Source organism: Arthrobacter sp. 05L45_2 (assembly GCF_056397525.1).
The window spans coordinates 1-12,114 of the sequence record NZ_JBFTNO010000079.1 but is presented as its reverse complement, the minus strand read 5'-3'; the positions used below and the strand labels follow the sequence as shown (position 1 = coordinate 12,114).

The 12,114-nt window shown below is 67.5% G+C and carries 11 protein-coding genes and 1 pseudogene; 3 read left to right on the top strand and 9 right to left on the bottom strand.

Going from position 1 to position 12,114, the window contains the following annotated elements; translation table 11 throughout:
- The 3 genes from AC1DHD_RS08315 to AC1DHD_RS08305 form a co-directional block, all read right to left on the bottom strand.
- The coding region (locus AC1DHD_RS08315) for an RNA polymerase sigma factor (RefSeq protein WP_476879251.1) at positions 1–315 on the bottom strand (315 nt) is incomplete at its 3' end.
- Between the two features lie 90 nt (positions 316–405).
- Positions 406–891 (bottom strand): hypothetical protein, encoded by a 486-nt coding sequence (locus tag AC1DHD_RS08310; RefSeq protein WP_476879250.1) that lies wholly within the window; start codon positions 889–891, stop codon positions 406–408.
- 464 nt (positions 892–1,355) lie between these two features.
- Complete coding sequence (locus tag AC1DHD_RS08305) at positions 1,356–2,645, bottom strand: adenylosuccinate synthase (protein WP_476879249.1); 1,290 nt, start codon at positions 2,643–2,645, stop codon at positions 1,356–1,358.
- Positions 2,646–3,132: 487 nt separating this feature from the next.
- On the opposite strand from AC1DHD_RS08305, the gene AC1DHD_RS08300 reads away from it, so the two are divergent.
- Positions 3,133–4,341, top strand: coding sequence for a cobalamin-independent methionine synthase II family protein (locus AC1DHD_RS08300; RefSeq protein WP_476879252.1), 1,209 nt, complete (start codon positions 3,133–3,135; stop codon positions 4,339–4,341).
- 227 nt (positions 4,342–4,568) lie between these two features.
- Positions 4,569–5,201: a uracil-DNA glycosylase family protein gene (locus AC1DHD_RS08295; protein ID WP_476879248.1), complete on the top strand. Its 633-nt coding sequence runs from the start codon at positions 4,569–4,571 to the stop codon at positions 5,199–5,201.
- A 120-nt stretch (positions 5,202–5,321) separates the two neighbouring features.
- Here the strand turns inward: AC1DHD_RS08295 and AC1DHD_RS08290 are convergent, their stop codons facing one another.
- The 4 genes from AC1DHD_RS08290 to AC1DHD_RS08275 form a co-directional block, all read right to left on the bottom strand.
- A complete protein-coding gene (locus AC1DHD_RS08290; RefSeq protein ID WP_476879247.1) occupies positions 5,322–5,747 on the bottom strand; it encodes a DUF3151 domain-containing protein in 426 nt (141 codons plus the stop codon).
- Between the two features lie 2 nt (positions 5,748–5,749).
- Positions 5,750–6,769: a class II fructose-bisphosphate aldolase gene (fbaA, locus tag AC1DHD_RS08285; protein ID WP_476879246.1), complete on the bottom strand. Its 1,020-nt coding sequence runs from the start codon at positions 6,767–6,769 to the stop codon at positions 5,750–5,752.
- Positions 6,770–6,943: 174 nt separating this feature from the next.
- Positions 6,944–8,773, bottom strand: a complete 1,830-nt coding sequence (locus tag AC1DHD_RS08280; protein ID WP_476879245.1) for a S53 family peptidase — start codon at positions 8,771–8,773, stop codon at positions 6,944–6,946.
- 239 nt (positions 8,774–9,012) lie between these two features.
- Positions 9,013–9,699 (bottom strand): TrmH family RNA methyltransferase, encoded by a 687-nt coding sequence (locus AC1DHD_RS08275; protein WP_476879244.1) that lies wholly within the window; start codon positions 9,697–9,699, stop codon positions 9,013–9,015.
- Between the two features lie 52 nt (positions 9,700–9,751).
- Between AC1DHD_RS08275 and AC1DHD_RS08270 the strand changes: the two genes are divergently transcribed.
- Positions 9,752–10,618 carry an HAD-IIA family hydrolase gene (locus AC1DHD_RS08270; protein WP_476879243.1) on the top strand — a complete coding sequence of 289 codons (867 nt, stop codon included), beginning with the start codon at positions 9,752–9,754 and terminating at the stop codon, positions 10,616–10,618.
- A 53-nt stretch (positions 10,619–10,671) separates the two neighbouring features.
- Here the strand turns inward: AC1DHD_RS08270 and AC1DHD_RS08265 are convergent, their stop codons facing one another.
- Both AC1DHD_RS08265 and AC1DHD_RS08260 read right to left on the bottom strand, forming a co-directional pair.
- On the bottom strand, positions 10,672–11,712 hold the full coding sequence (locus AC1DHD_RS08265; protein ID WP_476879242.1) for a thioesterase domain-containing protein: 1,041 nt from the start codon (positions 11,710–11,712) through the stop codon (positions 10,672–10,674).
- A 126-nt stretch (positions 11,713–11,838) separates the two neighbouring features.
- Positions 11,839–12,114, bottom strand: a pseudogene (locus AC1DHD_RS08260) (hypothetical protein); the annotation flags it as partial.

The following is a 12,114-nucleotide window of genomic DNA, read 5'->3' as shown; positions in this document are numbered from 1 at the left end:
GAGCCGCGCGTCGTTCAGCGGATCGTATTCGGCCAGGTGCGGGGTCCGTTCGGAGCGCCGGTAGTGGTCAACCAGCCGTGCGTGCGCGACCGAGAAGATGAAGGTCCGGAGTCCGGCGCGGCCGCCGGTGACGTTTTCGAGTTTGGGCAGAACGTCCACAAACACGTCTTGGGTGAGGGCCTCGGCGTCGTCGACGCCCTTGGCCCGGAAGTACCCCAGTACGGCCGGGGACATTACGGTGTAGACAGCGCTGAATCCTGACGGGTCGCCAGCCAAAGCGGCTGACAGTTCGTCGTCGCTCAGCTGGTCTGCCAAGAGGCTGTCCTTCCGTTACTGCAAGGGGGGTGCGGCCCCCGATAGTCTAGCGGCCGCACCCCGTTGCCTCCGAAAGGAGGCGCTTTCGTGCTACTTGTTGAGCTTCGGCTGCTCAGCAGACGGAACAGCGGGCACGGCCGGGGTGGCCGGGACGCCCTTGGCACCGGGAACAGCCGGGGTAGCGACGGTCACGCCGGCGTGGGCCTTGGCCTCAGCAGCGCCCTTGGCGTTGGCGGCACCGTCAACGGTGACGCCGTCCTTGTCAGCGGAGACAGAGCCTTCAGCGGCACCGTCGGTACCCTCGACGTCGGCGTCGCCCTTGGCGGAGCCGTCAGCGTTCGGGGTGGCCGGCACTGCGGGAACCGCAGGAACAGCAGGGGTGGCCGGGGCCGACGGCAGCGCGGGGGTTGCCGGAACAGCCGGAACGGCCGGGGTGGCGGGCGTAGCGTGGTTCACTTCAGCCTGCTGGGTGCTGGACATCTGGGCGGCGTTGGCCAGCCCGATTCCGGAGAAGCCTCCGACCGCGAGAATAGCGGCGCCGACAGCAATCTTGGTGGTCTTGCTAACACTCTTCATGAAAAACGTACATCCTTTGGTTGGTTGAAGGCCGGCCGGCACCTGATGGGGGCAGGCGCCGGCCGGCGCTTACAGTCGAAGTCCAGTCGGCACCTGATGGGGGCAGGCGCCCGTCGGATCTTTCACTCGAAGTCCCGGGCGCCTGATGGGGGCAGGCGCTCCTCGGATCTTTCGCTACAAGGCCGGCCGGACCTGATGGGGGGACCAGGGCTCCGGGCGGCGCTTACAAAGAGGTAATCGCCGGGAGGGTCCAAAAGGTTACGCAGGATTCAAAATTCTTTTTTGGGCCCCGCCGGCCGGCCGCAGGGCGGGGCGGAGGGCCGTACTATGGACGGCCGCAATGCCGGGAATTCCCGGGCTCCGCGGCTTAACCCCGACGGCGGCGGACCACCGTGGGGTGGGCCGCCGCCGTCGTCTGGCCGCCGGAGTCCGGCTGCCGGAGCGCCGGGGATCCTGTCGAGCCGCTAGTCGTTGATGAGGTCGTTGACCACGATCGTCTGGTCGCGGTCCGGTCCGACGCCGATCGCCGAGAAGCGGGTGCCGGAGAGCTTCTCAAGGGCCAGCACGTAGTTCCGGGCGTTCTCCGGCAGGTCGTCCAGGGTGCGGGCGCCGGTGATGTCCTCGGTCCAGCCCTCGAAGTACTCGAAGATCGGCTTGGCGTGGTGGAACTCGGTCTGGGTCATCGGCATCTCATCGTGCCGGACGCCGTCGACGTCGTACGCCACGCAGACCGGGATCTGCTCGATGCCGGTCAGCACGTCCAGCTTGGTGACGAAGTAGTCGGTGAAGCCGTTGACGCGGGAGGCGTGGCGGGCCAGGACGGCGTCGTACCAGCCACAGCGGCGCGGACGGCCGGTGTTGACACCGAATTCGCCGCCGGTCTTCTGCAGGTACACGCCCATGTCGTCGAACAGCTCCGTCGGGAACGGTCCGGCGCCCACCCGGGTGGTGTACGCCTTGATGATGCCGATGGAGCGGGAAATCCGGGTGGGGCCGATGCCGGAGCCCACGGAGGCGCCGCCGGCGGTCGGGTTCGAGGAGGTCACGAACGGGTAGGTGCCGTGGTCGACGTCGAGGAACGTGGCCTGGCCGCCCTCCATCAGGACCACCTTGCCCTCGTCCAGCGCCTTGTTCAGCACGAAGGTGCTGTCGATGACCAGGGGGCGGAGGCGGTCCGCGTAGGACAGGAAGTACTCCACGATCTCGTCGACTTCGATGTCGCGGCGGTTGTAAACCTTGACCAGGAGCTCGTTCTTCTGCCGGAGCGAGCCTTCGACCTTCTGGCGCAGGATGGACGCGTCAAAAACGTCCTGGACCCGGATGCCGAGGCGGGCCACCTTGTCCATGTAGGCCGGGCCGATGCCGCGGCCGGTGGTGCCGATGGCGCGGCTGCCGAGGAACCGTTCGGTGACCTTGTCCAGGACCTGGTGGTAGGGCGCCACCAGGTGGGCGTTGGCGGAGACGCGGAGCTTGGAGGTGTCCGCGCCGCGGGCTTCGAGGCCGTCGATCTCCTGGAACAGGGCTTCAAGGTTCACCACGCAGCCGTTGCCGATCACCGGGACCGCATTCGGGCTCAGGATGCCGGCCGGAAGGAGCTTCAGCTCGTACTTCTCACCGCCCACGACAACCGTGTGCCCGGCGTTGTTGCCGCCRTTGGGCTTGACGACGTAGTCGACCCGCCCGCCGAGCAGGTCAGTGGCCTTACCTTTGCCTTCGTCGCCCCACTGGGCTCCGACGATCACGATTGCTGGCATGGGATCCTCCCCCATTCGTTCGGGCCGCTCTGCAGGTGATGCACCAGGTGGTCACCGCAGCTCAGCGCCGTTCATGAGAATGCCYCGAATCTACCGCTGTGCGCAGTACCACTACGATCTGTACATCAACGCCAGAGTCCGGGGCTCTTACCACCCAAGTTTAGCCGAAAACGGCGGCCGGCACCGTTTTGTCTCCCTGCGTGGACGCGGCGTCCGGCCGGCAGGGCACCGGCGGGGAAAGCCGGGCGGCACCTTCGCCYGCGGCGGTACCGACACATTGTGGGCACGACTTGCGGCGGGGCGCGGCGTGGATTTGAGTGGGAGGGACCATCCCGAGCGGCCGAGGGACCTGGACCGTTGACGCCGCAGCAACCCTGCCGGCCGCACGCCCGTGCGGCGCCCGAGAGGCGCCGCCGTGACGCCCGCCCGGCCACGGTGCTACCGCCAGGACCGATGGAAAGGATTCCCTGCCGTGTCCCAGAACGCACTGACCCCGAATACCGACCACATCCGGGTTACCCATGCCGGCTCGCTGCCGCGCACTCCGGAGCTGATCGCCGCCAATGAGGCGAAGGAGGCCGACGGTGTCACCCCCGAGTTCCTGGACCTGCTGGAGACCTCCGTGGTGGATGTTGTGCAGCGCCAGAAGGACCTGGGGATCGATATCCCGAACGACGGCGAGTACGGGCACACCATGTCCAGCACCGTGGACTACGGCGCGTGGTGGAACTACTCGTTCTCCCGGCTCGGCGGCCTGGAACCGACTGAGGTGGACCGCTGGGCCGATGCCAAGGTGCACCGGTCCTCGCCGGGACACATCGTCCTGACTTCCTTCCCGGACCGCCGCGACCGGCAGGCGTTCAACGACGCCTACAACGATCCGTCGTCGGGCATCCTGGCCCACCGCAAGAGCGTCACGCAGCCCAAGATCGCGGGGCCGCTGACCTACACCGGGCAGGCCCTCGTGGCCTCGGACATCACCAACCTCAAGACCGGGCTGGCCGCGGCCGGCCTCACCGACGGGTTCGTCGCCTCCCTCTCCCCCGGTTCCTGCGCCCGGGTCGCCAACGAGTACTACACCAGCGACGAGGAGCTCCTGCACGCCTGCGCGGATGCGATGCGGGAGGAATACAAGGCCATCATCGATGCCGGGCTGACGGTCCAGCTGGACGATCCGTCCCTGGCCGAGAGCTGGGACCAGATCAATCCGGAGCCGAGCCTCGAGGACTACCTGAAGTTCATCCAGCTCCGGGTCGAGGCCACCAACTGGGCGCTGCGGGACCTTCCCCAGGACAAGATCCGGCTGCACGTCTGCTGGGGGTCCTGGCACGGGCCGCACACCACGGACATCCCGTTCGCGGACATCGTCGGATCGGTCCTCCAGGTCAACGCCGGCGCCTACTCTTTCGAGGCCGCCAATGCGCGGCACGAACACGAGTGGCGGGTCTGGGAGGACACCAGGCTCCCCGAGGGGAAGTCGATCATTCCCGGCGTCGTCTCGCACGCCACCAACGTCGTGGAGCACCCGGACCTGGTGGCAGACCGGATCATCCGCTTCGCCGATCTGGTGGGCCGCGAAAACGTCATTGCTTCCACGGATTGCGGACTCGGCGGCCGCGTGCATCCGCAGATCGCCTTCGCCAAGCTCGAGGCCCTGGGCGAGGGCGCACGGCGGGCCAGCCGGCGGCTCTGGTAGGTCGACCCTGCTAGCCCACCCGCCGGCGGCCRCCGGAGGTGCCCGGCGGCCGCCGGATTGGCGGGCGACACGCCGGGCATCACCCGGGGCTTGCTAGACTGGTGAGGACCGATCAGGAATCGGTCCACACCACATTTTCACACCACACCGGCCCCGCGCGCCCTCCCTTTGGCGTGCCCGCAGCCGGTGTGGCGGCTTTACCAATCCCGCAGGAGACCCAGCAATACATGACAGCCCTGGCCACTGAAAATTTCCGCGAACAGCTCCTCAGCCGGCGCTACGACGCTAATGTCGCGCCGGTCAACGAATTGTGCGACGCACTGCAGACCGCCAAAGCTGGCACCACCGTCCCCTACGTGGATCCCGCGCACGACATCGACGAGTGCCGCATCATCAGCCTGTACTCGAACATCGGCACCGCTGACCCGTCCGGCTTCATCACCCCCGGTGACGAGGAAGCGGGCACCCGCATGCTGGGTGTCCAGTGGAAGCTGGGCCTGCGCCCGGAGTACGTGATGCCCTGGAACGTGCACCCCTGGCACGTCGGCGGCGAACCCAACGGCAAGTTCACCCCGGACCAGATCTCGGCCGGCCTGAAGCCGCTGCTGAAGTTCCTGGCCCTGGTCCCGCGTGCGTCCGTGATCGTTGCGCACGGCACCGAGGCCAACCGTTTGGCCAACCTGCTGCTCAAGACCGAGGTGCCCATGATCTGGCGCCGCGGCCTAAAGACCTACAAGGTCCGTTCCCTCAGCGGCCGCGCGTTCGCCGGCACCCCGGCCCGCCAGGAACAGTACCTCGAGGACATGCGTGTGGCTTACGCCGACGCCATGGCCCGGACCGGCCTGGCCAAAGCCAGCTAGTCCCCACCCGCACCCTCGCCTCGCAAGCTCGGCCAGGGGACCCGGCGGGCGTGGGCCTACCCCACGAACGACGGCGGGCGCCCACCCTAAGGTGGACGCCCGCCGTCGTTCGTTAAACCGTCAGCCCTGCGCCTCGATGGCTGCTTTGGCGGTGGGATCGGAGTCCTTGAGGAACTTTTCGATCCGTTCGGGTTCCTCCGCCTCGCCGATGGCGGCCGAGGCCCGGCCCAGCGAGTACAGGGCGCGCAGGAACCCGCGGTTGGGTTCGTGCTCCCACGGGATGGGGCCGGCGCCGCGCCAGCCGTTGCGGCGCAGCGCGTCCAGACCACGGTGGTAGCCGACGCGGGCGTAGGCGTAGGAGTCGATGGTCCGGCCCTCTTTCCACGCCTCCTCGGCCAGCACGGCCCAGAGCAGCGACGACGTCGGGTGCTGCTCCACCAGGTCCAGGGCCTCGTGGCCCGCATCCAGGCCGGCGTTGACCTCGGTCTCGGCCGGCAGGAGCGTGGGCTCGGGGCCCATCAGGTTCTTGCGGAACTCGTCAGACACGGCTAGAACGTCTTGCCGGTGGAGCCGAGCTGCTGGGCAGCCTCGACCACGCGGGCGGCCAGGCCTGCCTCAGCGGACGCGCCCCAGACGCGGGGATCGTAGAGCTTCTTGCTGCCGACCTCGCCGTCAACCTTCAGGACGCCGTCGTAGTTGCGGAACATGTGGTCCACCACCGGACGGGTGTAGGCGTACTGGGTGTCGGTGTCGATGTTCATCTTGATGACGCCGTAGGACACCGCGTCCGCGATTTCCTTGTCCGAGGAGCCGGAGCCGCCGTGGAAGACGAGGTCGAACGGGTTGGCTTTGCCGATCTTGGCGCCCACCTGCTCCTGGATGTCCTTGAGGATCTCCGGGCGCAGCTTGACCCCGCCCGGCTTGTACACGCCGTGCACGTTGCCGAAGGTCAGGGCCGTGATGTAGCGGCCGTTCTCGCCCGAGCCGAGGGCGTCGATGGTCGCCAGGGCGTCCTCGACCGTGGTGTAGAGCTTGTCGTTGATGGCGTTCTCGACGCCGTCTTCCTCGCCGCCGACCGTGCCGATCTCGACCTCGAGGATCATCTTGGCGGCGGCGGTGCGCTGGAGGAGTTCACGGGCGATGCGGAGGTTCTCCTGCAGGGTTTCGGCGGAGCCGTCCCACATGTGCGAGTTGAAGAGCGGGTTACGTCCGGCCTTCACCTCGGCCTCGGAGGCGGCGAGCAGCGGCAGGACGAAGCCGTCCAGCTTGTCCTTGGGGCAGTGGTCAGTGTGCAGGGCGATGTTCACGCCGTAGTTCTTGGCAACCTCGCGGGCGAACGCGGCGAAGCCCAGGGAGCCGGCCACCATGTCCTTGGTGGTGGCGCCGGACCAGTAGGCCGCACCGCCGGTGGAGACCTGGACGATGCCGTCGGACTCGGCCTCGGCGAAGCCGCGCAGTGCGGCGTTCAGGGTCTGGGAGGAGGTGACGTTGACGGCGGGGAACGCGAAGCCACCCGTCTTTGCGCGGTCGATCATCTCGGAGTAGATCTCTGGGGTTGCAATGGGCATGCTGACTCCTCGTCGAAAGCAGTGGTAGCTACATGGCTATCTACATCCTAGCCACGAGTGCCCCGGAGCCGAATACGTGAAGCCGGGCCCGGGAAATGTTCCCGGGCCCGGCACCAGACGCTTCCTCACTGTGTGCTGGCGCCCCACATCGGGGTTCGCCGCGGGGCCGTGCGGCTACCCTCCGGCGATGCTCATCGCGAAGCGGACATTCATGCTGCCCACGCCGGTCACGTCGTCATATCCCGGCGCGGTCTCCAGCGACGTGTCGTGGTCCGTGCCGATCAGGTAGCTGTTGCCACTGATCGGGCTGGAAAAGACCATGGCCCGCGGGGTTGACTGGGGAGCCACGTCCCGCACTCCGGAGCTGCCGGTCTTCGCCGCCGCGTAGATGGCCGGGTTGGCGAAGCCAACGGTCCTGCCGGTGGCGGCCTGCGCGATTGCCATCTGCGCCGCCGTCAGCGGGCAGGCCAGCGAGGTTCCGCCGTATCCCGTCGTTTCATAGGCGCCGGTCTTCAGGACGTGGTCGTTGGTGATGGGGCTGAGGCCCACCTGGTAGCCGGTATAGGGATCGGCCAGCGAGGCGACATCCGGTGAGACCCGGTAGCCGTTGGCCAGGCCGGCCGGGACCGTGCCCTGCTGGTAGCCGGGCTGGGCGAACTGCGCACTGGTTCCCCCGCCGGCGCCGAAGCGGAATACTCCCGGCAACCCGCCGGCGTAGCCGAGGGTGCCGTCGGCGTTCGGGACGATCCTGTTCCGCGTGGTTCCCCAGCCCGTTTCGAACAGGTAGCCGTTGTCCTTGTCGACCGCCAGGCTGGTCCCGCCGACCGCCGTGACGAACGGGGAGCTGGCCGGGAAGTCCGGTGAAGCGTAGCCCAGGCTCGCCTTCTCGTCGCCGTTGTCGCCGCTGGAGAAGTAGAGCCCGATTCCCTCCCCGGCTGCCTGGAGGTGGATGTTCTGCATGCCCAGCAGCGCGTTTTGCGAGACCGCCTCCCCGACGTAGCCGTAGCTGTTGCTGACGATGGTGCTGAGCTTCTGGTCCAGGATGGTGGACATCGCCACGTCGATTCCGGCGCCGCAGTTGTTGCCGCCGACGTAGAGGATGTTAGCGGCCGGGGCGAGTCCGTGGACGGCCTCGACGTCGAGGGTCTGTTCGCCCTGCCAGCCGCTGGGCTGTCCGCACAGGGCCTGGTCCATGAACATACGGGAGTCCGGCACGATTTGCCGGTACTGCCCGGCCTTGAAGGCCGGGAGCCCGTTCTTCTGCGAGTACGTGTTCGCGTCCGATTCGATGCTTGGCGAAGCGTAGGCGTCGATGATCGCCACCGTCTGGCCCGCGCCGGCGTCGGACGGGGACGTTACCCCGTAAGCGCCCTGCAGCTGGGCCGGCGTGTAGCCGCAGATGGCGGTGCCGAACCTCGTGGAGCCGTACGCTGCCGGAACCGTGACTTTGTTCTGCTCCCAGTAGTTCGAGCACGGCGCGTCAACCGGCGGCGCGCCGACCGGTTTGCCGGAGGCCTGGGCCTGGTCCGACGCCCCGGGCGTCGCCAGCGAGGGGCGGGTCAGCAGCCGGCCCTGGTCGATGGAGATCCCCAGGACCTTGGCCGAGAGCGCCGCGGGCAGGGAGGGCGCGGTGGACGGGCCGATCAGGCTCTGGCCCTGGAAGGTGTAGGTCTGCTCGGTGGTGCTGAAGGCCGCATTGATCTGGGCAACCGTGCCACGGAAAACCACGTAGAGACCACTCGCGGGGACCGAAGTGACCACCATGCCCTGGCCCTTCAGGTAGTCAACGAGCGCCGCGACGTCGGCTTTGGCCGGCCCGTATTTGGCGATCCAGTCCGGAGCCGAAAGGTACTGCTGGTACTGCGGGTTCCCCGGCGTGGACACGGCCGTCGCGAACGCCTTGGCCGCTCCGGCGTCGGGCAGGTTCAGGTAGATCTCGCCCTCGACCGTGGTGTTGCTCAGCGGGGTGCCGGTCTTGGTGCGGGAACCGGCCCAGGGCGGCACTGACCCCGGGGAGTTATTCGACGGCGGGGGCGTCGGCGGGGCGGCCACGGCCGCCGTGGCGGTCAGGCCGATGGCAAAGGCAAGGGATGTACCAAGCGCCAGGAACCGGGTGGCGCGCCGGGATTGCGAAGTAGAGAAGTAGAGACCGTCTTCATGAGATGTCTTCCCCTAGGCGGGCGCCCTTTGCGCCCACACACGCCAGAGCCTAAACGGCAAAACCCGTTCTGACTATAGGTGCCTCAGGAAACTATCTGGCCGAACACGTGCCGGCGGATCCAGGCGTGCATCGCGATGGCGGCRGCGGAGGCGGCGTTGATGGAGCGGGTGGATCCAAACTGCTCGATCGAGAGGGTCGCCACCGCGGCCTCGTGCACTTCCGGCGTCAGGCCCGGGCCCTCCTGGCCGAACACCAGGACGCAGTCCCGGGGAAGCTCGTAAGTTTCGAGCGGGACGGAGTCGGGGAAGATGTCGATCCCGATCACGGCCAGCCCCTCGTCCTGCGCCCAGGCGACGAAATCCTCCACGGTGGGGTGGTGACGGACGTGCTGGTAGCGGTCGGTGACCATGGCACCGCGGCGGTTCCACCGGCGTCGTCCGATGATGTGGACTTCCTTGGCCAGGAACGCGTTGGCGGTGCGGACCACGGTGCCGATGTTCATGTCGTGCTGCCAGTTTTCAATGGCGATGTGGAAGTTGTGCCGGCGGGAATCGAGCTCGGCAACGATCGCCTCGTGCTTCCAGTACCGGTATTTATCCACCACGTTGCGGCGGTCCCCGTCGGCGAGCAGGTCCGGGTCCCAGTGTTCGCCCTCCGGCCACTGCCCCTGCCAGGGTCCGACGCCGACCTCCGCTTTGGGCTCCTGATCGCCGTCCGGAGCGGCCTCGGTACCGGCGGGGGCTTCGCTGGGGGTCTCGGGTTCAGTCACCACTCAACATTAGACTGGGACCGGAAGCGGCACACTATCGGCGGAGGGCACCATGGCGGACCAGTACGAAGACCACGGGACAGACCAGCGTTCGGACGCCGACGACGTGCGGTCCACGTTTTCGGTGTACCGCAGCGGCCAGGAGATCGAGTGCTGGCTGACCGATATGGACGGCGTCCTGGTCCACGAGAACCAGCCGATCCCCGGCGCCTCCGAGCTCATCCAGCGCTGGGTGGACACCTCCAAGCGCTTCCTGGTCCTGACCAACAACTCGATCTTCACGCCCCGGGACCTCGCCGCACGGCTGAAGAGTTCCGGCCTGGAAATCCCGGAAGAGAACATCTGGACGTCAGCCCTGGCGACGGCCCAGTTCCTCAAGGATCAGGTGCGCGGCTCCGAATCCGGTAACCGCGCCTACACGATCGGCGAGGCAGGGCTTACGACGGCGCTGCATGAGGCCGGCTTTATCCTCACCGACCAGGACCCGGACTTCGTGGTGCTGGGCGAGACCCGGACCTATTCCTTCGAGGCCATCACCACCGCGATCCGGCTGATCCTGGGCGGCGCCCGGTTCATCGCCACAAACCCGGACGCCACCGGCCCGTCCAAGGACGGCCCCATGCCGGCGACCGGGGCGATCGCGGCGCTCATCACCAAGGCCACCGGGCGTGAACCCTACATCGTCGGCAAGCCCAACCCGATGATGTTCCGCTCGGCCATGAACCAGATCGACGCGCACTCCGAGACCACGGCCATGATCGGCGACCGGATGGACACGGACATCATTGCCGGTATGGAAGCCGGGCTGCACACCGTCCTGGTGCTCAGCGGCATCACGCACCGGGACGACATCGCGGCCTACCCGTTCCGGCCCAACCAGGTCCTTAACTCCGTCGCGGACCTGAAGAACCAGATCTAAGCGCGGCCGACGCCGGCGGGCCGCCAACCGGCGGCGGCCGGCGCCGCCTCCCGCTAGAACGCGGTCTTCTTGCCGCCGCCCGACGGCAACGGCAGGAACTCGTCCTCGAGTTTGTCGATGAGCGGCCGGTAGACGGCCGGGCTCCACTGCGGGCTGGCATGGGCCGGGATGGCCCCGTCCGTCCGCAGGGAGTCGGAGACCATGTTGGCCTTGAACCGCAGCATCCACGTGTCGCGGGCCGTCTCRTAGCTGACCGTCTGGTCCTTGGGGTTGCCGATGAACGCCATCTTCGCGTCACCCAGTTTGCCGACGAAGCGGTTCAGGTCGAAGTGGTAGATATACGCGGATTCGGTCTGGATCAGCACGCTGGACGGAGCGATCGGTGAAAGCTGCTCCAGGGTCTGGTCCAGGATCTGGCCCCAGCTGCGTTCGTGTTTGTTCAGCACCCGCTCCCCGAGTTCGTAGCTGCCGCGCAGCACGGTGGGGAACCGGAAACCGCTCTCGTAGAGGAAGACCACGCCCTCGAACCAGCTCTGGTCCAGGACGTCGGACCTGCTGGCGGGGCTCGAGTCGAGCAGGATGAAGGACACCTGGACGCCGTGCAGTTCCAGCAACCGGGCCGCGACCTGCACCGCCACCATCCCGCCGAAGCTGTGGCCGTAGAAGTAAACGGTGTCGAGGTGGCGGGCGCGGATGTGTTCGATGACCGCGATCACGATCTGGTCGATGTCGAGGCCCACGTTGGAGTAGCCGACGGCGGCCAGTTGCCCCCGTTTGTTCAGCGAGCCGCGCAGAGAGTTTAGGATCCACTGGGCTTCTTCCCAGCTGGTCTTGTAGCCCGGGAAGAGGAACCAGCTGGCGTGCGGATAGTACAGCTCGGCCTCGTCGTCCGGGACCATCAGGATCTTGTTGACGCGCCGTTCTGTCTGCACGCGGCGGGTGAACAGCATGTCAGCGGCCAGGACGGACGACGCCCCGGCGCCCAAAAGGAAGTTCCGCCGCGAAAAGCGCTCGAGGTCGGCGGCATGCCGGAGGACGCGGGCCTCGGCCTCGCCGAGTCCCCGCCCGTCGGTCTCTTCCGTCTCACCCGGCACACTCCTACCGTAGCCACTGTTCCGGCGCAGCAAAAACGGCGGGATCAGCCCACAAAACGGTTACTTCGCCGCACAGTACACCGGCCCCGGTGCGGCCGGAACCGATCAAGGGGCGGGGCTGCCGGCTTAGACCGGCTCGGGCTCACGGCCTGCTTCGCGCCGGTTCAGCTCCACGCCGATGTCGTCATAACGGGCCAGCAGGGCCGCCTGTCCCCCGTTCCAGGGCTCGTCAAGCTTCCCGAAGACGCAGTCGCTCGCGGCGAGGAGTTCGTCACTGGTGTAGCGGGTCAGCGGACCGGTACCGGAGCGGTCAATGGAGGCCAGCATGTCGCCGGAAAGATCCACCGGCTGGAAAACCCTGTTGAAGTCGTCGCCGAAGAGTTGCAGTTCGAGCGATACGCC